This is a genomic window from Paenibacillus sp. yr247 (assembly GCF_900103825.1).
Taxonomy (GTDB): Bacteria; Bacillota; Bacilli; order Paenibacillales; family NBRC-103111; genus Paenibacillus_E.
Map to the genome: position 1 here is coordinate 191,701 of NZ_FNIF01000002.1, position 21,057 is coordinate 212,757.

At 44.8% G+C, this 21,057-nt stretch carries 24 protein-coding genes; 6 read left to right on the forward strand and 18 right to left on the reverse strand.

The features are described from left to right. Nucleotides 1-3: 3 nt before the first annotated feature. The 3 genes from BLT91_RS05535 to BLT91_RS05545 form a co-directional block, all read right to left on the reverse strand. Entirely contained in the window at nt 4-816 is an 813-nt protein-coding gene (locus BLT91_RS05535; RefSeq protein WP_090817832.1) for an undecaprenyl-diphosphate phosphatase, read from the reverse strand. 110 nt (nt 817-926) lie between these two features. Then, nucleotides 927-2,387, reverse strand: a complete 1,461-nt coding sequence (locus BLT91_RS05540; protein WP_090817835.1) for a bifunctional metallophosphatase/5'-nucleotidase — start codon at nt 2,385-2,387, stop codon at nt 927-929. 70 nt (nt 2,388-2,457) lie between these two features. Continuing rightward, on the reverse strand, nt 2,458-2,928 hold the full coding sequence (locus BLT91_RS05545) for a hypothetical protein (protein WP_090817838.1): 471 nt from the start codon (nt 2,926-2,928) through the stop codon (nt 2,458-2,460). A 130-nt stretch (nt 2,929-3,058) separates the two neighbouring features. On the opposite strand from BLT91_RS05545, the gene BLT91_RS33450 reads away from it, so the two are divergent. From BLT91_RS33450 to BLT91_RS05560, 3 genes are read left to right on the forward strand one after another with little or no spacing between them, the layout of a single operon-like run. After that, nucleotides 3,059-3,760 (forward strand): molybdenum cofactor biosynthesis protein, encoded by a 702-nt coding sequence (locus tag BLT91_RS33450; protein ID WP_302847459.1) that lies wholly within the window; start codon nt 3,059-3,061, stop codon nt 3,758-3,760. A 22-nt stretch (nt 3,761-3,782) separates the two neighbouring features. After that, the gene (locus tag BLT91_RS05555) at nt 3,783-4,847 is read left to right on the forward strand and encodes a ThiF family adenylyltransferase (RefSeq protein ID WP_090817843.1); all 1,065 of its coding nucleotides are present in this window, start codon (nt 3,783-3,785) and stop codon (nt 4,845-4,847) included. Between the two features lie 46 nt (nt 4,848-4,893). After that, nucleotides 4,894-5,943, forward strand: a complete 1,050-nt coding sequence (locus tag BLT91_RS05560; RefSeq protein ID WP_090817847.1) for an HD-GYP domain-containing protein — start codon at nt 4,894-4,896, stop codon at nt 5,941-5,943. Between the two features lie 6 nt (nt 5,944-5,949). On the opposite strand, the gene BLT91_RS05565 is transcribed toward BLT91_RS05560, so the two are convergent. From BLT91_RS05565 to BLT91_RS05595, 7 genes are all read right to left on the reverse strand, one after another. Next, a complete protein-coding gene (locus BLT91_RS05565; RefSeq protein ID WP_090817850.1) occupies nt 5,950-6,339 on the reverse strand; it encodes a DUF350 domain-containing protein in 390 nt (129 codons plus the stop codon). After that, nucleotides 6,336-6,989: a hypothetical protein gene (locus tag BLT91_RS05570; protein WP_090817853.1), complete on the reverse strand. Its 654-nt coding sequence runs from the start codon at nt 6,987-6,989 to the stop codon at nt 6,336-6,338. Before BLT91_RS05570 ends, BLT91_RS05565 begins: the two co-directional genes overlap by 4 nt. Continuing rightward, nucleotides 6,986-8,182 carry a glutathionylspermidine synthase family protein gene (locus BLT91_RS05575; RefSeq protein ID WP_090817856.1) on the reverse strand — a complete coding sequence of 399 codons (1,197 nt, stop codon included), beginning with the start codon at nt 8,180-8,182 and terminating at the stop codon, nt 6,986-6,988. Before BLT91_RS05575 ends, BLT91_RS05570 begins: the two co-directional genes overlap by 4 nt. 4 nt (nt 8,183-8,186) lie before the next feature. Beyond that, nucleotides 8,187-8,891: a hypothetical protein gene (locus tag BLT91_RS05580; protein WP_090817859.1), complete on the reverse strand. Its 705-nt coding sequence runs from the start codon at nt 8,889-8,891 to the stop codon at nt 8,187-8,189. Next, nucleotides 8,888-9,109, reverse strand: a complete 222-nt coding sequence (locus tag BLT91_RS05585) for a hypothetical protein (RefSeq protein ID WP_090817862.1) — start codon at nt 9,107-9,109, stop codon at nt 8,888-8,890. Before BLT91_RS05585 ends, BLT91_RS05580 begins: the two co-directional genes overlap by 4 nt. Before the next feature lie 115 nt (nt 9,110-9,224). Then, nucleotides 9,225-10,334, reverse strand: coding sequence for a C40 family peptidase (locus BLT91_RS05590; protein ID WP_090817865.1), 1,110 nt, complete (start codon nt 10,332-10,334; stop codon nt 9,225-9,227). 135 nt (nt 10,335-10,469) lie between these two features. After that, on the reverse strand, nt 10,470-10,973 hold the full coding sequence (locus BLT91_RS05595) for a hypothetical protein (RefSeq protein WP_090817868.1): 504 nt from the start codon (nt 10,971-10,973) through the stop codon (nt 10,470-10,472). Nucleotides 10,974-11,158: 185 nt separating this feature from the next. Between BLT91_RS05595 and BLT91_RS05600 the strand changes: the two genes are divergently transcribed. Continuing rightward, nucleotides 11,159-11,587, forward strand: a complete 429-nt coding sequence (locus tag BLT91_RS05600) for a PH domain-containing protein (protein ID WP_090817871.1) — start codon at nt 11,159-11,161, stop codon at nt 11,585-11,587. A 62-nt stretch (nt 11,588-11,649) separates the two neighbouring features. Here the strand turns inward: BLT91_RS05600 and sufB are convergent, their stop codons facing one another. The 8 genes from sufB to BLT91_RS05635 form a co-directional block, all read right to left on the reverse strand. Then, nucleotides 11,650-13,047: a Fe-S cluster assembly protein SufB gene (gene sufB, locus BLT91_RS05605; RefSeq protein ID WP_090817874.1), complete on the reverse strand. Its 1,398-nt coding sequence runs from the start codon at nt 13,045-13,047 to the stop codon at nt 11,650-11,652. A 61-nt stretch (nt 13,048-13,108) separates the two neighbouring features. Then, the gene (gene sufU / locus BLT91_RS05610; RefSeq protein WP_090817876.1) at nt 13,109-13,543 is read right to left on the reverse strand and encodes a Fe-S cluster assembly sulfur transfer protein SufU; all 435 of its coding nucleotides are present in this window, start codon (nt 13,541-13,543) and stop codon (nt 13,109-13,111) included. Then, the gene (locus tag BLT91_RS05615) at nt 13,530-14,756 is read right to left on the reverse strand and encodes a cysteine desulfurase (protein WP_090817879.1); all 1,227 of its coding nucleotides are present in this window, start codon (nt 14,754-14,756) and stop codon (nt 13,530-13,532) included. Before BLT91_RS05615 ends, sufU begins: the two co-directional genes overlap by 14 nt. Next, the gene (gene sufD, locus BLT91_RS05620; RefSeq protein WP_090817882.1) at nt 14,753-16,048 is read right to left on the reverse strand and encodes a Fe-S cluster assembly protein SufD; all 1,296 of its coding nucleotides are present in this window, start codon (nt 16,046-16,048) and stop codon (nt 14,753-14,755) included. The genes BLT91_RS05615 and sufD overlap by 4 nt, the downstream gene beginning before the upstream one ends. Before the next feature lie 54 nt (nt 16,049-16,102). Next, nucleotides 16,103-16,933, reverse strand: a complete 831-nt coding sequence (sufC, locus tag BLT91_RS05625) for a Fe-S cluster assembly ATPase SufC (protein ID WP_090817885.1) — start codon at nt 16,931-16,933, stop codon at nt 16,103-16,105. 163 nt (nt 16,934-17,096) lie between these two features. After that, nucleotides 17,097-17,669 carry a DUF1802 family protein gene (locus BLT91_RS05630; protein WP_090817888.1) on the reverse strand — a complete coding sequence of 191 codons (573 nt, stop codon included), beginning with the start codon at nt 17,667-17,669 and terminating at the stop codon, nt 17,097-17,099. A 139-nt stretch (nt 17,670-17,808) separates the two neighbouring features. Then, complete coding sequence (locus tag BLT91_RS31310; protein ID WP_175532106.1) at nt 17,809-17,979, reverse strand: hypothetical protein; 171 nt, start codon at nt 17,977-17,979, stop codon at nt 17,809-17,811. A 90-nt stretch (nt 17,980-18,069) separates the two neighbouring features. Further along, nucleotides 18,070-18,522: a Dps family protein gene (locus BLT91_RS05635; protein WP_090817891.1), complete on the reverse strand. Its 453-nt coding sequence runs from the start codon at nt 18,520-18,522 to the stop codon at nt 18,070-18,072. A 206-nt stretch (nt 18,523-18,728) separates the two neighbouring features. Here BLT91_RS05635 and mtnK point away from each other — a divergent pair, with 206 nt between their 5' ends. Both mtnK and mtnA read left to right on the forward strand, forming a co-directional pair. Continuing rightward, nucleotides 18,729-19,955 (forward strand): S-methyl-5-thioribose kinase, encoded by a 1,227-nt coding sequence (gene mtnK / locus BLT91_RS05640; protein ID WP_090817894.1) that lies wholly within the window; start codon nt 18,729-18,731, stop codon nt 19,953-19,955. Then, nucleotides 19,952-21,049 (forward strand): S-methyl-5-thioribose-1-phosphate isomerase, encoded by a 1,098-nt coding sequence (mtnA, locus tag BLT91_RS05645; protein WP_090817896.1) that lies wholly within the window; start codon nt 19,952-19,954, stop codon nt 21,047-21,049. Before mtnK ends, mtnA begins: the two co-directional genes overlap by 4 nt. Nucleotides 21,050-21,057: the final 8 nt, after the last annotated feature.

Genomic DNA, 21,057 nt, shown 5'->3' on the forward strand with positions numbered 1-21,057 from the left:
TGTTTAGCTTAAGTACATATAAAGAGCGAATATGATCGCTATAGCGAATCGATAGTAAGCAAAATACGTTAATTTCATCTTCTGAACAAGCTTGATGAAAGAAACAACGGCTAACAGGGCAACGATGAAAGCAACAACAAAACCTACAACGAAGAAGGCTAAGTCATTGGATGACAATGCATGATAGTTTTTAAGAAAATATACACCTGAAGCTCCAAACATAATCGGAATCGCCATAATGAATGTAAAGTCCGCAGAAGCTGCGCGGCTTACCCCAGAGAGCATACCCCCAGCAATGGTCGATCCAGACCGGGAGAATCCTGGCCAAATGGAAAGCAATTGCCACAATCCGATGAAGAATGCTTGCCGATAAGTCAAATCATCTAAGACCATAGTACTAGGCTGCTCTTTCTTTTTCTCTGCAATGATCAACAGAATTCCGCCTAGCACAAGACCAATCAACACAGTTGTTGAGTTAAAAAGCTTCTCATCAACGAAATGATTGAGTGACAATCCGATAACACCCGCAGGTATGATACCAATGAGAATGTGAAACAAATTCAGCTTCTTTCCCGACTTACTCTCGCTTTTCCTTTTCACTAAGCCGAATAAGGATAAAATCCGTTTCCAATAAATAATCACGACGGCCATAATGGCTCCAAGTTGAATGACAAAATCAAAAGTCTTCATCACTGCGTCGTTTTGAGTGTTCAGTAAGCTTTGCGCTAGAATCATATGTCCCGTAGAAGATACCGGTAAAAACTCGGTCAACCCTTCGACGATCCCAATGATGATTGCTTCAAAAATAGTATGCATGGTTTCCCCCTGAATGTAAGTGTTAATGAAATACCCTGTCCAATTAACTATTCTACTTGTATAGAGGTGAATCTGACAACACTTTCACAAAAGATTATTACTTTATTTTCTTACTCTCTTGTAGCAGGAGGCCTTCTATCCGTGAATCTGATAAACTGGCTGCTCGCAATCGCTTGATCATCACGAAGTTCCTTAGCGAGTACATCACGAATAAATTCGGGCAGCATATAGGCCACTTCCTTACCCCGACTTAGGGATAAATAGCCAGAGCCGAAAGTAAACATATCAATCGTACCGACGACATAGTCACGTTCAGGGTTTAAAAGCTCATCGCCCACGTACACGGCGATGACACGTTCGTAAGGTGCACGGGAGCTGTCCATCTCGACGGTTAACCCATCGACGCAGAGCACGCCCAGCACCTCGCCCCGGAAGCCGAGGCCGCGAATCGGCTTCTCCTTAAACTCACTAAGCAGTGACTCTTCGAGCGCTTGCAGCAGATCGGCCCCGCTGAGCAGCATGCGGCAGGGATTGATCGGTCCCGGGCAGATTTCTAGCAATCTGCCGCGTGTCAGGCGCCCCTCCTTCAGTCCCTGAAGGAGCTGGCCGCTATTGACCAGCCCGATCTCGGCGCTGGTCCAGCGGCGAATCCCCGCGGCAAGCAAGTTGCCGAGCGGGGATTCGCCGTACCAGTCGAGGCGCAGCGGCTGCCGCAGCTGCGCCACCTCGGCATCCAGCGCCGCCGCGCTGGCGATGCGGTAGTGCTCCAGCAGCGCAGTAACGTTGCTGTCTTCTTCGCTATCGTCCGTCATCGGGACGACGCGGCCGTGGAGCTCCACGATCCGGCGTTGCGCCGGGTCGTATGCAAGTTCAATATGGCCGGCATATTGCCCAAACTTGCCGGCCGCGCATATATAGGAGCCGCTGATCATGAGCGGCTCCTCAAGCACATGATGTGTATGACCGCCGAGAATCACATCGATGCCCTCCAGCTCTTCAGCCATGCGTTGATCCATTCGAAGTCCTAAATGGGACATTATAATAATGATATCAACTTGAGGGCGAAGAAGACTAGTATGGGCTTCTACCGCTTCTATTGGATCCTTCGCATGCCAACCAAGCAGTTCATAATAAGCTGGATAAGCCGCTGTTACCCCAATGAGCCCAATCTTCAGTCCTGATTTCTCAATCGTAAGTGTATCAAGCATCCAATCCGGAGTCTCATTCGTCGCTATCTCGATAATGTTACTTCCGATAATTGGAAATCTCGCATATTCCTTCACAACCCCTCTTAGCAATTCAGGTGTGAACGTCAGCCCTTCATTATTTCCAACAACCATCGCGTCGTAACCTGTTGCGTTCATAATTTCCAAATTCGCAATGGCATTCGTGCCTTCCGTTTCCGGGCGCATTCGGTCCATATGATCCCCAATATCGAGTGTCAACACCTGATTGGCCGGCCATAGCCGGCGTACGCGGTCAAAATAAGCGCTAATTTTGGGCATCTGCTCAAAATGACTATGTAAATCATTCGTATGTAAAATAACGAGTCGTTGCAGTGGCTCAGACATACCGTTCACCTCTTTTCGTAGGCATAAGCCAGATCCAAGCATGTCTTATCTTATGCAGCTGGTGTCCATCTCATTTCTGGAATTTCAACTCATCCAGCAGCACTCTGTTTTTGAAGCCGTAGGTCGCTTCGTCCCCGAGCGCCGTATCATGTAGAAACCACACCTTTACAACACTTTTGACATTGAGACATTCGCTGCTGCCATCAGGCACATAGAGACGAATCGGATAGCCCTTCTTAAGCGCCTCTCCACCTTGGTTATATAGAAATAAAGCAGTATCTACCTGAGACCAAGGCATAAGCGCTTGAAACTCGTCAACTGCCTCTACTTTTACATGAGTAGGCTCTTCTGCATACTCTCCATTACGGCTTCTCTTCCAGCTTCTATACCACGATTTTAAATCAAAAGCTTCTCCTTGCACATTCGGCACTCGGTCCTGAAGCGCTAACTTCTGCTCAGCAAGAGCAACCATTTCGGATATCGTGAATACTTCATTCGTTATATGTGGGTCTGACACTTGTATGCGCATTTCTGTTTGCATAAATACCTATCCCCTTCCATCCCTTTAGCTCCATTTGTCATCACCAAAGGCTTTACCCATTATACCATTTTCAGGTCAAAATATGATATGCTGTAAGAGATTCCTACCACTATTCATTAGGAGCAGAGCCGTGAACATTCACATCCAACTCTTCGCAGGTCTAGTAGACCTTTTCGGGACTTCTGTCCTACATATACATGTAGAACAAGAGTCTGTTTCTATCGAACAGCTCAAAAAGCAAATCAATGCTGCCTATCCGGCTGCTTCCGCTCAATTGATGACCTGTTTTTTTGCAAAAAATCAAGCTTATGCGGGTGATCAGGAAATGGTCACAGCGGCAGACGAAATTGCACTCATTCCCCCTGTGTCAGGCGGACAACCTTCTAATTACGAAATCACCCACGACACCATTGATGTAGCCGAAGTAACATCTAAAGTAAACAATCCTAATCATGGTGCTTCGCTTGCCTTCATAGGAACAACAAGAGAGATGACCAATGGGCAGCGAACTGTCCTATTGGAATATGAAGCCTATATACCGATGGCATTGAAAACCATGGAAACAATCGGTCACGAGATTGAAGCTCGGTGGCCGGGCACGTTTTGTGCGATTACACATCGTTTGGGCAAAGTGGCTATTGCTGAGGCTAGCGTTGTCATTGCCGTTTCCTCCCCGCATCGGGCTGACTGCTATGAAGCGAGCCGGTACGCGATAGAACGTCTGAAACAAATCGTGCCCATTTGGAAAAAAGAAATATGGGATGATGGTTCAGAGTGGAAGGGCAGCCAAACAGGCCCTTGGAACCCGCTCCAAACGCCACAGTTTGAATAGACCCGATTGGAGATGAGCTTACTTGGACTCACATTTACATACAGGACAAAATGATGTCGTTGATTCGCGCTATTCCCGGCAAGTTCTCTTTTCCCCTATAGGCCTGGAAGGCCAGCGCAAACTTATTGGTAGTCGAGTCGCAATCGTAGGAATGGGCGCTTTGGGCACAGTTCTTGCCAACCATATGGTTCGTGCCGGGGTCGGATATGTACGATTGATTGACCGCGATTTTGTTGATACAAGCAATTTGCAAAGACAAATGCTTTACGATGAAGAAGATGCAGCTACTACTACTCCTAAGGCGATTGCAGCAGCAAGACGCTTACAGTTCGTGAATTCGCAGATCACGATTGAGCCACATGTGACTGATCTAAATGCCACGAATGCTGAAGAATTGTTAAGTGATGTGGATTTGATCTTGGATGGAACGGATAACTTCTCGGTCCGCTTCCTCATTAACGATGTGAGTATTAAACTAGGTATTCCCTGGATTTATGGCGGTGCGGTCGCCTCCAGAGGCGTCTCTTTGACGATCATTCCGGGACAAACTCCTTGCTTGCGCTGCTTATTTACGCAAGCCCCTGCTGCAGGCATGACAGAAACCTGTGATACCGCTGGTGTTATAGGCGGAATCATTCACGTTGTCGCTTCATTTCAAGCAACCGAAGCTCTTAAACTGCTTATTGGCGCAAGCGAACATCTCAATCTCCGAATGCAGCAATGGGACTTATGGTTCAATCAGCATTCGGCCATTAGTGTAGCCGGCGCGCTTAAATCAGATTGTCCCGCCTGTGCAATGAAGCAATATGATTACTTAGAGGCCGGTGTGGAAAGCGACACGATTCAATCCTTGTGCGGACGTAATTCCGTCCAGATTCATCCGGTCATTCCTTCTACCAGACCGCTTGAATACTGGGAAGAACGCTTGAAACCACTTGGACCGGTAGAGAAAAATCGCTTTCTGTTAAAGTTCCAAGCTGCCCCCGATTTGCATATGGTCATTTTCCCTGACGGGCGTGTACTGATTCAAGGAACCGAAGATTTAATTCAGGCCAAGAGTCTTTACAGCCGTTATATTGGGATGTAGTATAACAATATACCTGCGTGATTATAGAACTAGGAGAGGAACTTCAATGCGTATACATGTACTTCAACTAATCGTTGGTGATAAACTAATTTCCGATTCCTACAATATGGTAGGGCTTCATCTTCTTTCATCAGGTACCGTCGTCGATGCAAGCGATATTTTGATGCTCAATCGACACAATGTGGAGTATGTCGATATATCCCCAAGAGGCAGCGTAGACGTAATAGAGCTTGATAAAACCGTAGCCTACGAAGTAAATATCACGCAATTAAACTCTTTTAACGATTCAATTACCGGAATTAAAGATATCTTTCAATCAGCAGGAAATGGGGATTCCATTACTAACGACGTTATAGAATCCGCTTTCAATCCATTGATCGAGAGCCTAGAGGAAGAGAAAGACGTTGTTTCCTTATTGCTTTCTTTGAACAGCAAAGATGATTATACGTTCCATCACAGTGTACAGGTAGGTATGCTTTCCTACTACATTGCCAAATGGATGAATAAAAGTGAGAAAGAAGCCCTCTTTATTGGAAAAGCAGGCTATTTGCATGATATCGGCAAAAGCAAAATCCCCACAGATATCCTGTACAAGCCAGGTAAACTAACCAACGATGAGTTCAATGAAATTCAGAAACATACCATTTATGGCTACGAAATCATAAAAAACTCCTTAAAGGACAACACGCTTGCTCTCGTTGCTCTTCAGCATCATGAACGAATGGACGGCACAGGCTATCCTTTACGAAAAAAGGGTACAGAAATTCATTCATATTCTCTTATTGTTGCGGTTGCAGACGTTTACAGCGCTATGATCAGCAACCGTGTTTACCAGGAAAAACGTGATCTTCTGTTCGTACTGAAAGAACTTCACAATATGAGTTTTGGACAACTTGATCCGAAAATCACGCAAGTATTTATTCGCAACATGATCCCTAACTTTATCGGCAAAAAAGTGGCCTTGAGCGATGGACGAGTCGGTACGATCGTTATGACGAATCCTTCCGATTTCTTCCGACCGCTCATTAACATCAATAATCAATTCTTGGATCTATCTCAACTTAAGGATGTCGAAATTACGCAAATCGCAATCTAATGCAAACTAAATAATAAGACTGCTGACTGCAATTGCAATCCCAATATAAACGGCAGCCAGCAGCGTACCAACAGCCAGATTCCCTTGTTTTATTTGATCGGACAGCTTCACTCCTGGAGTTAGCCAATCAAAGATCCAGTAGGTAGCCACCAAACAGCTGTAACCTACCGCAAACCATAAGCTCATATGCCAAATCGAAGAATTGGTATATGCGGCAATCCCTAATATGATAGCAGTCGCTACAAATTTGCCGCCCATGGTGATTCCAACAGCTACATTACCATTGTTAATTTCCTCCATATCGCGGTAGGGAGTCATTAAACTAAACACATACATTCCTGCAAATTGCAGCAAGACGATCACAAACAAACTAATGATTAGATCCAAAACGATCATTCTGCCCACCCCCGAAATTTAGCCATTGATTGATCAAAATTGCTGTAATCGTGTACTTCCTCTAGAATAACCTGTACTTCCTTCTTGTTTTTGAAGCTTTCATAGCGTTCCTCAGGAATAGGCTGCTTCACTTTTTGCCCAGTTGGTAGATCAGCCACGGCGAAATAGCGAAATTTGCCATCGAGCTCCGTTTTATAAACTCCTACCAATTTCACATCCGTCTTAATTTCTAATTTTAACTCCGCTAAATCTTTTTCAGCTTCTTCTTTTGTTTTAAACGTCTTAATAGGCTTCCATTGCGACAATGTCACATCGTTCTTCCCTTGACTATCCGTTTTCATCGTCGCCTGCATATAGCTGAGTACCCATATTTGGTCCCCTGTAGCAAAATTCTGATCATTCGAGATACGTTCATTGTTTGGAAGCAGGACCATATCTCCGTCCAACAAATCCCCGACTTTTGCTTGCTGTATCTGATAATCCCATGGCACTTCACCATTCATACTACTTGTATTTGCCGCACTTCCTACTGTTGCTGTTGTCTTGCTTAAAACAGATGGCTTCTTATGAAACGCGCTGCTAATGGCCCAAATGATCACGATGCATACAATGAAGCCCGCAGCCATTAGCCAAAATCGTCTTTGTTTCAAGGTGCTTTCACTCCTATCGCTACAAATTGACTGGCATTTCCTGTAATCATCCCGCCTGCTCGCCCTAATAGACCGCACGGTGTTCCATTTAGAACAAAAAGACCCGTTAATAAATGCTTATTTCCATGGGCAAAAGGCAGCTCAGGTAAATCGGCTCGCTGCTGGTAAACGCGCTGAAAAAACACACTCGTATCAAAGCCGACTTCATCTTTGATCTCTAACTTCCCCTGCACGTTATAGAGCTCAACGGAACCGCCTTCTCTACCGAACATGGATTTGGACACATAATCCCTTGGTAGCGCGGGCGTAGTATAGGTAGGCAGCATATAGGTCTCTATTGCCTTGTGCTCATCCGACGTGAACATATCATTGTTTTCCTCATGTAAGCCCCAAATAATGGCTTGTAGGCCTTTCGATTGCAAGATAACAGCGTGTAGAGGATTGAATAATTGAATGAATTGTTCTTCAATCGCATAAGCAAATGCCTCTCCGCCATCGTCAATACCCATCCATTCCTTCGGGTATAGAGCAAACATTTTCGTGATGGTTTGATTCTCGCCAACCTTAACCACGCCTTCATCGATCCACAAATCCAAACAGTCAACACACGTCATGCTTCTTCCACTGTGAGCTACAAGTGCATCAATTGTTCCTGTATCTTCAGCATGCTGTCCATATGCTATGCAGGCAGCAAAGTCTGGAGCTTCTATCTCCCAAGCCGCGCGGATAAGCTCTTTCATCGCATGATTAGGTGATTCCATCCCCTTTTGTTCACATAACCAAGGTGTAGCGATGGCTGCCTCTACATACCCTGTTGGTGTATCTGCATTCAGCTCTAATAGCTTGATGTCCCCTTGCAGATTTACGGTAAAATCAAATCTTGCATAACGACTAATGAAGCCCGCGGCATTCGGCTCCAGTCGATCTAATCCATCCCACAGCACTTCAGGGATAGACAATAACGCATATAACTCCCTATTTCCTTTCAGATAACGAACGGCTTTATCAAATATGTGCCACAAAACTTCGGCCGTATGGATAAGTTCTTCGTAGGCTTTCCTGTCCATAACCACGAGTTGGTCGATCCAGTAAGCTTCATCTCCCAGATTTGCCCAGGTAAATCCGAGGTCCGCCAGCTGCTGCACCCTATGAGCTCTGTCAGGAAAAGGCGTTCCTATGACTTCATAAACCACAGATTTAACCCCCTGAGCTAGAGCTTGAGCTGGATGAGGAGCTGAAACCACTTGATTTACCGCCAATGCTGCCGGAAGAGGTGGAGGTCGACTTGGAGCTGGATGTTGTACCGCTGCTCGTACCGGAGCTGCTAGCGGAACCCGTATTCCCTGTCGTCCCCGTCTTACTGCCTGATGTTGAATTATTGGTTGTAAACGTGCCTGTTCCACTTGAAGTGGTTGGTGTTTTTGTTGCGGAACGGTTTGAGAATGAACTCGGTTCATACGTTTTCGTCACATAAGGTGTATTCGAACGATAATAATAAGAGCGATGATTACTTCCCCAATTACTCGACGAGTACGGGCTTCCACTATTAAAAATCAGATGGTAAAGCAGTAGATCATCCCATCCAAAGCCGCCGCCACCGCTTACCTGGTTCACAATGATGGGTGTCGTGCTTCCTCCTGATCCAGTCGAGGCACTTCCTGCTGCAGGTGTAGGTGATGGAGAAGGAAATGTCGTTTTATTTTCCGCTGGGATAGGTATACTCCAGTCAACAAAAGGATCGTAATAAGCCTTCACATCTTCTGAAGACCATTCTACCAGCTTAGATGCTCCTGCCCCAGCAGTCGGATTTGGGGACTCCGCGGCGTGTGCCGGAAACAGCAGCATTTGACCAACGAGCATGATTCCTAAAGAGGTTGAAATTACTTTCAACGGTCGTTTCACTGCTTATTCCCTCCCCCTTCTGAACTTACCGTAACCAGTAATAGCTCAAAAACATTAAGATCCAAGTTCAATCTTCCTTCAATCATTTCATATTCCTTGCCGCCAATAAGAACAAAGTTCGCTACATTTAAGGCTTGGATGAGTTTCTCATCCCAGGGCCGTTCACTAATTTTCTGCAGCTGTCCGTCCGCCAATTTTTCGAAAAGAGTAATATTCATCGATTTAATCCTCCCTCATCCGTGACTTCATACTAGATAAAACGCACGAACAGACTTTTTGTTTCAACTTGGCAAAAATAAAAAAAGCCTACCCTTCAGGATAGACTTTAATGAATTAATATACAATGCGTTTTGCTCGGAGAAACGTTGATTTCCAGTACGGTTTACTGATATCAGAGATCTGGACGCCATTCTTTGCCGCGGGTGAAGAATGCAGCATTTGCATGTTCCCAATATAGATACCAACATGTCCAACTGTTTTATTGGATTTGAATCGGCCTGGCACATAGAAAAACATTAAATCACCTTTGCGCAAAGCTTTTCTACTAACCAATGTTCCTACCCTTTCTTGTTCGCGAGCAAGTCTTGGAAGCCTTACGCCATATTTCCCATAAACATATTGGGTAAACGTCGAGCAGTCAAATCTTCCTGTTTGCGGGTAAGGGCCGGTACCGAATTTATATTTAACACCTAAGTATTGCTTGCCTTTGTTAATCATTGCATTTATATCAATGTTCTTCAAAACCGGAATTACTTCTTCCTTGCCAGAGGGGGACCATACTTGCAAGTCATTTCCCGCTTGTAGATCCTTAGAGGCTGGGTTCGTTTCATTCCCCACACCTTTGAAAGGATCCGTTGGATCGTCGCTGAATTCAAGCTCCGCCGCATTCCCGCGAGGATCAGAATCATCTTCATTCTCAATCGGAGCAACGGGAGAAGGATGAATCTTCAATTGTCCATTACTGACTTCGTAGGACATATCTTCTTGAAACAAATCTGCTAAGGATGAGATTGGCAAATAAGCGGAATCCCCCTCCTTGACAAAGGGTTGGTTAACATGAATATCTGAACCATCTTTCTTTGCTTTCGTCGAGTTCATCGTCAATTCATAGTTAGCGTCATTGTCGCCAACTAGCAGCTTCTGATTCGTATCATCCCAGTCTGTCTGGAACTTTAGGGTTTGAACGAGTTCACGGGCAGGTATATAATTTACATTATTAATCACTTTAATCGGCACAATGGCATCATCATTACCTAATGTTGTTAATCCTTTTCCTGCTTGTGACAAGCTATGGGAAAGCGTATTCCCTGTACCTGATTGTATCGTTGGGTTCGGCGTTGGTGCTGAGTTATTTGGGCTAGCATTATTGCTTCCACAAGCTGTTGTAGTGGCTATCAGGATAACCATACTTCCTATTGCTGTTATTTTCAGCCTTTTCAACATACCTTCTCTTCTCCTTTAAAGGACATATTATGATCCTCTATAGAGTGAGATAAGTTGCTTATTAATATGCATGAAAGGCATATTTGACCTGCTTGGAGCAACTTGGAAAGCCTTCATTAAAATAACATGAGTTGCTTAGGAAGGTTTAAATAATCCCGTTATCCACTTGGCAAAATCGACAGTAATCGGAATCAGGCCAAACCCATGCTGCCCTATTACAACAAAACCGTAAGCAGACTCACCCATCCCAACAGCACCAAGAGCTGTTTTACCAATTGCTACAGCTCCTAAGGCTAATTTTCCGACTGCAACAGCACCGATGGAAAGCCAATTGGAAATAGCTACGGCCCCTCCAGCCAAATAGCTAGCGATGGCAACTGCTCCAAACGAAGCCAACCACGAAATAGCTACAGCACCAATGGAAAAAATGCCGACACTGACAACTCCAATAGATACAAGTCCAACAGCAATATCACCTACAGCGAAAACCCCGATCGCTACCCGATGCCTGCCTTTGCGCATACCGCCAGTTCGAATATTAATAATCGGCAAGGAAGGAGACGGCCATTGATAATCAATTTCCCGCTGATTCCAACCTCTGCTCTCCCACATGCCATTGAACCAGTTCTTGCTGCTCATACTGTGTTCCCTCGCTTCTAGGCCTGACGTCCAGGCTGTCTTTACTCATTATCATATCAGCATCCGTTCTGATTCAGAACGGTCTCCAGAAGGCTTACAACTCGGTCTAAAGACTGAGGTAAGAAGAAGGTAATCCTATTCTACTTGTCGAATATGGGCATATATTCAATTGAGGAGTGATAGAGATGGCAGGTTTCTTGAATGGTCTGTTAGGTAATTTCTCGGAGGTTTCCGTGGATGAGCTCACTAGGCAGTATGGGATCTATCTCATGCCTAGCGAAAAGGTGACAACTGGCTTTAAGTTAGTCAGAGATACATTTGTAGTTACAGATGAAAGAATCATTCTCATTGATCATCAAGGTGTAACTGGAAAAAAAACTAGGATTGCCTCCATTGACCTCGAATCCATCTATGATGTAACTATGGAAACGGCCGGTACGGGCTTCGATGATAGTGAATTGACAATTCACTACATCACATCTCCTTATTACAAAGCTAATGATGCCAAGACCGCTGCCTATAAATTTGAGTTTGGCAAAAAGTTCAACCTCCAGCCCTTCTATGTTGCAATTCTGACTCTTGCTACACAAAATCGTAAACGAATTAATGCTTAGCTATTCAAATTATAAAAAGCGTGCCCGAGAAATTCGGGCACGCTTTTCGTTGTACATATTGATTAACCGATGGAACCTTCCATCTCAAATTTAATGAGACGGTTCATTTCAACGGCATATTCCATTGGAAGTTCTTTCGTGAATGGCTCAATAAAGCCCATAACGATCATTTGCGTTGCTTCAGCCTCAGTAAGACCGCGGCTCATGAGGTAGAACAATTGATCCTCAGAAACTTTGGATACTGTTGCTTCATGCTCCAACGTAATGTTGTCGTTCATGATTTCGTTATAAGGAATCGTGTCTGACGTTGACTCATTATCGAGAATCAAGGTATCGCACTTGATGTTCGCTTTGGAGCCCTGGGAATTACGTCCAAAGGAAGCCAGACCACGGTACGTTACTTTACCGCCGTGTTTGGAGATTGACTTGGACACGATTGTTGAAGTTGTATCAGGAGCCAGATGCGTCATTTTAGCGCCTGCATCTTGATGCTGCCCTTTACCAGCTACAGCGATGGAAAGAACCATCCCTTTAGCGCCGCGGCCTTTTAGCACAACTGCTGGGTACTTCATCGTCAGTTTGGAACCGATGTTGCCATCGACCCATTCCATTGTAGCGCCTTCTTCTGCAACTGCACGTTTTGTAACGAGGTTGTAGATGTTCGGTGCCCAGTTTTGAATTGTTGTATAACGAGCACGGGAATTTTTGAGACACACAATCTCAACTACCGCACTGTGAAGGGAGTTTGTGCTATAGATAGGAGCTGTACAGCCCTCAACGTAATGAACAAAGCTTTCTTCATCGGTAATGATTAATGTACGCTCGAACTGTCCCATGTTCTCGGAGTTAATACGGAAGTAAGCTTGCAATGGAACTTCACATTTAACACCTTTAGGAACATAGATGAAGGATCCACCGGACCATACAGCACTATTCAAAGCAGCGAATTTATTGTCGCTTGGCGGAATAATGGTACCGAAGTATTTTCTGAACAGCTCCGGGTGCTCACGAAGTGCCGTATCCGTATCTGTGAAGATAACACCTTGGTCTTCGAGTTCCTTTTGCATGCTATGATAAACGACTTCCGATTCGTACTGGGCAGATACACCCGCTAGAAATTTTTGTTCCGCCTCAGGAATACCGAGTTTATCGAATGTTTCTTTAATTTCTGTCGGAACTTCTTCCCAAGTCTTACCTTGCTTCTCAGACGGTCTTACATAGTACTGAATATCTTCGAAATCCAGATCATCCATGTTTCCGCCCCAACGTGGCATTGGCATTTTAAAGAATTGCTCCAGGGATTTCAGACGAAACTCCAACATCCATTCGGGTTCGCCTTTAATTCTGGAGATTTCTTCAACGATTTCACGAGTTAAGCCTTTACCTGATTGAAAAATTGATTTGTGCTCATCTCTAAAACCATATTTATAATCCTCAAGATCTGGCATTTGTTTTGCCATGATGAATTCCTCCTTAGCATTTTTGTTCAGCAAAAAATTATTATATGCGAACGCTTGTGCGTTAGTTATCGGTCTTTTGGGAATGTTCAATCCCTTTGCGAAGTGCGTTCCATGCAAGGGTTGCACATTTAATCCGTGCTGGGAATTTATTCACCCCAGATAATGCTTCTATATCTTCATATTCAAACTCAGCAGGTTCGCCCTTCATCAAGCCAGAAAAATTATCAGCCATCTTTAGCGCCTCTTCGATTGTTTTGCCTTTGACAGCATCCGTCATCATCGATGCAGAGGATAAGCTAATTGAGCAGCCTTCACCTGTGAACTTAGCCATCTTCACGATTCCATCTTCAACCTGCATCTGCAGCGAAATTTTATCACCACAAGTTGGGTTATTTAGATCAATCGTAACAGCTTCGCCTGACTCAAACTTCCCACGGTTGCGAGGTGTTTTATAGTGATCCATAATCACTCTACGGTATAAATCATCCAATTGCATGGCCGAAGTACTCCTTTGTTTTTTGTAAGGCCAACACAAGTCGGTCAATATCAGTTTCTGTATTGTACAGATAGAAGCTTGCACGAGCCGTGCTGCTCACTTCAAGCCATCTCATTAGAGGCTGACAGCAATGGTGACCGGCACGCACAGCAACTCCTTCCGCATCCAGAACAGTTGCAACATCATGAGGATGTACATCGCCTAGATTGAAAGTTACGAGTCCTGCGCGATTTTGGGTAGGACCATAGACAATCAGATCTTCGATCTGAGTCATACGCTCCAACGCATAATTCGTGAGCTGAATATCGTGTTTAAAAATATTGTCCATACCGACTTCTTGTAGAAAATCGATAGCCGCGCCGAGACCGACAGCTCCTGCGATAATTGGTGTTCCGCCTTCAAACTTCCAAGGCAGTTCCTTCCATGTTGACTCGTAGAGATCCACATGATCAATCATTTCGCCGCCAAACTCAACTGGCTCCATATTCTCTAACAAGGCCTTCTTCCCATACAATGCCCCGATTCCAGTAGGGCCACACATTTTGTGACCGGAAAGCGCGTAGAAGTCGCAATCCAAATCTTGCACATCCACTTTCATATGCGGTGTGCTTTGTGCGCCATCGACCATTATCTTCGCACCATGCTTATGGGCGATTCGGGCGATCTCTTTGATCGGATTAATGACACCTAGAACGTTAGAAACATAAACAACCGATACGATTTTCGTACGATCGGTAATCACATTCTCAACATCTGTTAGCGAGATAGAACCGTCGGGCTGTAAAGGAATATATTTTAAAGTAGCTCCCGTTGCCTTAGCAGCTTGCTGCCAAGGAATCAGGTTGCTGTGATGCTCCATCGGCGTGAGGACGATTTCATCGCCTTCACGCAATACCGATTTCGCATAACTGCTTGCCACAATGTTGATAGCAGTTGTTGTTCCTCTAGTGAAAATAATCTCCTGCTCACTGGATGCACCTATGAACTTAGCAACTTTTGCTCGTGCTCCTTCGTACGCATCAGTTGCACGGGAACCAAGGGTATGAACCCCGCGGTGAACGTTCGCATTGTCCCACTCATAGTAGTGCTTCAGTGCCTCAATCACCTGAATAGGTTTCTGGGAAGTAGCAGCACTGTCCAAATACACCAGAGGATGACCGTTCACTTCTTGATTTAGAATGGGAAAAAGTTCACGTATCTCCGAGGTATTCATTGTCCAAGCTTCCTCTCTACTAAGCTTTGCAGCTGTTCTTCAACGCTTTTAATTGGAATTACGGAAACGACTGGCGCCAAGAATCCATAAATAATTAAGCGTTGAGCTTCTTCTTTCGAAATCCCACGTGACATTAGGTAATGGACTTGCTCTGCATTTACTTGACCAACGCTTGCCGCATGGCCAGCTTTTACATCGTCCTCATCAATAAGCAGAATTGGATTGGCGTCGCCGCGTGCTCTCGGGCTAAGCATCAACACTTTTTCTGTTTGCTGACCGTTACAGCCTGTTGCACCTTTTTCGATCTTCGTGATACCGTTGATGATTGCTGTTGCGCCATCTCTCATAACAGCACGTGTAATCATATCGCTTGTCGAAGCTTTGCCCCAGTGAACTGCGCGAGTGGTCAGGTTCAACTTTTGCTCTTGTGTACCTACACAGATCACTTTTGCATCGGAATCAGAGCCTTTGCCTTTGAGAATGGATGTCGTATCCGATAATGTATTCCCGTAGTTCATTTCACCGACAACCCATTGCACGCTCGCATCGTTATCGATTATTGCACGACGGTATGTCAGATCCGTTACAGACTCTTCCAAATTATGAATGGAAGCATAGTTCACTCGTGCGCCCGGTTTCACGAATATTTCAACGATTCCGTTTTGCACCAAAGGAGCACCCGAAAGGGAAGATACGTAATTATCAACATAAGTGACCGAACTAAATTGCTCAGCGACAATTAACACATGAGGAGCGAAAGTTGCTTCTGCATCATCCGAAACAAACAATGCTTGAAGCGGGATATCCACACGAACTTCTTTGGGAACATAGATGAAAATACCACCGTTCCAAAGAGCAGCATGCAAAGCTGTTAATTGATTTTCGTTCGCTTCAATGGCTTTCATGAAGTAAGGCTTCACCAGATCCGCGTGATCTCGAATCGCTGTTTCCAAATCGGTGAAAATGACGCCTTGCTTTTTCAATACCTCAGAAACCTGGTTGTACACGATACCGGAGTTGCGTTGTACAATCAAGTTATCGGAATTAGCTAATCCTTTGGCAACTTCCGGTAAAGACTCAATAGAAGTCAAAGGAGCTTGCGTTTTATAGGAACCATAGGAGGAAATGCTCCAACGGTCAATTCTCGTCTTTTCTAGTACAGGTAATTCCAAAGAATTAGCTAACGTTAACCCTTCTGTACGAAGGGCAGTCATCCACTCCGGCTCTTGCTTGCTGCGGGAGAGCTCGACGACAGCGTTAGAATCTATGGAAAGTGTTGTTTGAGTACTCATGGTAATCCTCCTAATATAGGGACCTTTGATTGAAGATCAAAGTCTCTCCTCTCTTTAGTACTTCGGCGCAGTCGTGTTCATTGGAACTTTGAATTCTTCCGTGTCTTGACCAACGGTTTCATCCACGATGCCGAGTTCTTCTTTGATCCAGTCGTAACCTTCCGCTTCTAGACGCTCAGCAAGCTCAGGACCACCGGATTTTACGATACGACCTTGCATCATAACATGTACAAAATCAGGTTTAACGTAATTTAGCAGACGTTGGTAATGCGTTATAATCAAGAATCCGCGTTCTTCGCTGCGCATAGCATTAACACCTTCAGCTACGATACGCAATGCGTCGATATCCAGACCGGAGTCAATCTCATCCAGAATGACAAACTTAGGCTCAAGCAAAAGCATTTGAAGAATTTCGTTGCGCTTCTTCTCACCACCGGAGAAGCCTTCGTTCAGGTAACGGTGCATGAACTCTGGGTTCATTTCCAACTGCTTCATTTTGGCTTCCATTTGACGAATGAACTTGATCAAGGAGATTTCGTTACCTTCACCGCGACGTACGTTCATTGCACTCCGCAAGAAGTCAGCGTTCGTTACGCCCGTAATTTCGCTTGGATATTGCATAGCTAAGAACAAACCAGCGCGTGCTCTCTCGTCAACAGCCATTTCGAGAACATCTTCGCCGTCCAAAGTTACTGAACCCTCGGTTACTTCATATTTCGGGTGACCCATCAGCGCGGACGCCAATGTGCTTTTACCTGTTCCGTTTGGTCCCATGATGGCATGAATTTCGCCGCCTTTGATCTCCAGGCTAAGACCTTTCAAAATTTCCTTTCCCTCGACGTTCGCTTTTAGACCGTCTATTGTAAATGTTGATGAATTTGCCATTTTCTTTAAGCCTCCATAATGTTTAAATGTACTAGATAAATGACAACCATTTTAAATGATTATCATTGATTCTCATTAGAATAATTCTATTATAACTTACTAACTGAAATCAAGAAAGGGCAATTACATGAAAAAGGAGAGCATTTTGTGAAATGTCATCTTTTTATTTCGCCAAGGTACGCTTAATTTCAGCAACTTGCGCAGCAAACTCTTCCTCGCCCAAGACGGGAACCAAGGATGAATCATCTGGTATAATAGCTTCCAACTGAATCCATGATTTGCAGCCTATATAGGCCTGCTCAATCGGAATATGTAAGGGTTGTACCCATTTATACACTCTTAATAACATAATATGCAGCGGATTTTTACGCTTCCACTTCAATCTTTCTTCCGTGAAATTTTCTGTCCAAATGTGAAAAGGGATTAGTTTATTCAACTGCTCTTGATCGCTAATTTCAATATCTTCAATCATTCGAGCATAAGAGCTAATCGTTACATGCGTATCCTCAGCACTCCAGCCTACTAGGGATTCATCGATAACCCCCCTGTAACCCTCTTTCAGCAGCTCCTTTCTTTGATGCTCATAAGTCGGATAGAGAAAGAAATCATTGGATTCCACTTGAAAATCTTTTGTTTCCTCAACAATGCCACCCTTACGCATAATGAAAATTTGTGTTCCATCTTCCAGTGCTTTCACAACCGATGCCCATTCTTTCAAGGCCTTTGGTTTCCCCATGACGCCAACTCCTTGTTCTCCTCATTAATTAATCTATCTATTATAAGGAATCTAAGGCGCCAAGACAATGTGATATATGAGATATGAAACTCTACATAAGAAAGGGATGGCGCAAGCGCAGCCATCCCTAAGCTTTCTCTTATTTCGAAGTATTAGCGTAATACGTTGGTTGTATACGGGCAAACTGTTCTTGATTCTGTTTCATAGGATTCGGATCAGCAGCCGTGCTAGGTGATTCCGCATCGAAAGCAATCAGAAACAGAACACAACAAGCGGCTACAATTAGCAGCAGATTCAGGATTTTTATCACTTTGGCATCCTCCAGAACTGTTTTGCCTCAAGTATAGCCAAGTTTCATCATGCTCATGTTTGTTCAAGTTGAAGATTTTGTAAATTTGGACTAACCTAGGAACGATTGCAGCATCCAGCGATGCTTTTCCAAGGATGTTTGAATGGCTAGAAGCATGTCAGCCGTGGTATCATCTTGGACTTCTTCACAAGCTTGCCTCCCGGCTTTCAATTCTTGTGTTAGTATTGTGAAATCTTCAATGACAGCTTCAACCATTTTCGTAGCGGTTTCCGTTCCCAAGGCCTCTTTTAAGGAAGATACTTCGATATAAGCTCTCATTGTAGCTGCAGGTTGACCACCGATAGCAAGTAAGCGTTCAGCTAGCTCGTCCACGTGAAGAGCAGCCTCATTATACAGTTCTTCAAATTTAACGTGCAGTGTAAAAAATTGATTACCTTTCACATACCAGTGGAAATTGTGAAGCTTGACATAAAGTAAACCCCAATTTGCAATTTGCTTATTCAGAACTATCTGAATGGATTGTGTTAAAGATGCTGTCACCATTATAAAGCCTCCTAATTGTTATTTACGAATCGTTTATGTTCATTCACACGCTAATTTACGTTAGAATCACTTATTTTATGTAAATTGTGCAACATTTCCGAAGTTAGTATTTCATGCAACAACATTTTATCTTATACTAGGTAAAGATGAATAATACACAGTAAATTAGTTGGAATTAAATCCAATGAACCATAGGAGGCAACAACATGTCCACATATCATTCTTTAAGTGAAGCCGAAGCCATTGAATACGCGCGCCATATTCCGAATTTGTTTCAATCAGGCGCAGAGCTGACTAGCCACGAAATCGGGGACGGCAACTTAAATCTGGTTTTTCGCATATCAGAAACAGCTACAGGGAAAAGTATTATTTTGAAACAAGCACTTCCTTATGCCAAAGTCGTCGGCGATTCTTGGCCGTTAACACTAGATCGTGCACGAATTGAAAGCGAAGCGCTCTTAATTGAAAAAGCCTTGAATCCAGACCTTGTGCCTCACGTTTATGCCTATGACGCAGATCTTGCACTTACCGTGATGGAGGATTTGAGTGATCATATCATTATGCGCAAAGGATTAATTGAACTTAACCAGTACCCACTCTTTGCTGAACATATCGGTCGTTTTCTAGCAAATACGTTATTCTTCACTTCGGATCTAGGCAAAAACCAACAGGAAAAGAAAATCCAACAGGGTCGATTCATCAACCCCGAGCTTTGCAAAATTACAGAGGATTTAATCTTCGATGATCCGTATCGTGATGCAGAAACAAACAATATCGAAGATCAGATCCGTGATGCGGCTGAGCAGCTTTGGGCGGACAGCGAGCTTCATTTTGAAGTAGCCATCCTTCGCAATAAATTCCTTACTCATGCACAAGCGCTCCTTCATGGCGATCTGCATACGGGAAGTATCTTTATCAAGCCGGATTCAACAAAAGTGATTGATCCTGAGTTCGCCTTTTATGGACCAATGGGTTTTGATATTGGCGCTGTGCTCGCTAACCTCATCCTCAACTTCGCGGGTCAAGAGGGCTGGAGTAAGGATCATGCAAGCCGCGAAGCCTATCGTTCTTATTTATTACAAACTGTGAAGGATGTATGGAAGCATTTCGAAACGAATTTCCGTGCCTTGTGGAATGAACACGGTGTCGATCGTATATTTCAAACGCCCGGCTATCAGGATTACTTCCTAGCCAATCTGCTCCAAGATACAGTTGGATTCGCAGGAACTAAAATGGTGCGCCGTGTGGTCGGACTTGCCCATGTCGCAGATATTGATAAAATCGAAGATGCAGCTGCAAGAGAACGTGCACAGCGCTTGGCGTTAGCTATTGGCACTTCATTCATTCGTTTCAATCGTCAAGTGAAATCAATCGATGAGCTTATTGCCATCGCCACCAAAGAATCAACAGTAGAAAGAGGATTTGTGCTATGACCAACACGAACCAACATGTAGATGGCTTGGTAGGGCAAAACCTTGACGGTCAAGGTGCTTTGCAATCCTTGCGTTGGAATGGCAAGCAGCTTGATCTGCTAGATCAACGATTGCTGCCCGAAGAGATTTTGTATTTGCCGCTGGAGACACCGATAGAGGTGTGGGAAGCGATTCGGCACTTAAAGGTTCGCGGCGCGCCAGCGATAGGAATCGCCGCCGCGTATGGAGTTTACCTTGGCATCCGTGAAGTGGATGCTCAGGCGGATGAGCTTCTGGCGGAAGTCCAGAAGCAAGCGGACTATCTGGCGACGTCACGTCCGACAGCAGTGAATTTGTTCTGGGCGCTAGATCGCATGCGAGCGCGGGCCGTGACCTTGGCAGCAGCGGGCGTAAGCCCGGCTGCCTTCAAGGAAGCTCTCCTGGACGAGGCGCAGAAGATTCAAGCAGAGGACGAGGAGACGAACCGGCTAATCGGCGAACATGCGTTAACGCTGTTCAAGGATGGGTTCGGCGTGCTGACGCATTGCAACGCCGGTGGGTTAGCGACAGCCAAGTACGGCACGGCGCTAGCGCCGTTCTACTTGGCCAAGGAAAAAGGCGTGAACATCAAGGTGTTCGCGGATGAGACCCGCCCCGTACTGCAAGGCGCGCGGCTGACAGCCTTTGAACTCCAGCAAGCTGGCGTCGACGTAACGCTGATCTGTGATAACATGGCCGGCGCGGTCATGTCGAAGGGCTGGATCCAAGCAGTCATCGTAGGAACGGATCGCGTGGCGGCTAACGGTGACGTTGCCAACAAGATCGGTACCTACAGTGTCGCAGTGTTGGCGAAGGCCCACGGGATTCCATTTTACGTAGCGAGCCCGCTTTCCACAATTGATTTGAATACACCTACCGGCGGGGACATCCCCATTGAAGAACGTCATGAGGATGAAATTACCCAAGGCTTCGGTAAACGCACAGCCCCATTAGGCGTGAAAGTGTTCAACCCAGCCTTCGACGTTACACCTAATGAATATGTGACAGCTATTATTACCGAAAAGGGAATTGTCCAAGCACCTTATACGGAAAACTTACGGAAGCTGTTTGAATAGACTTCTAT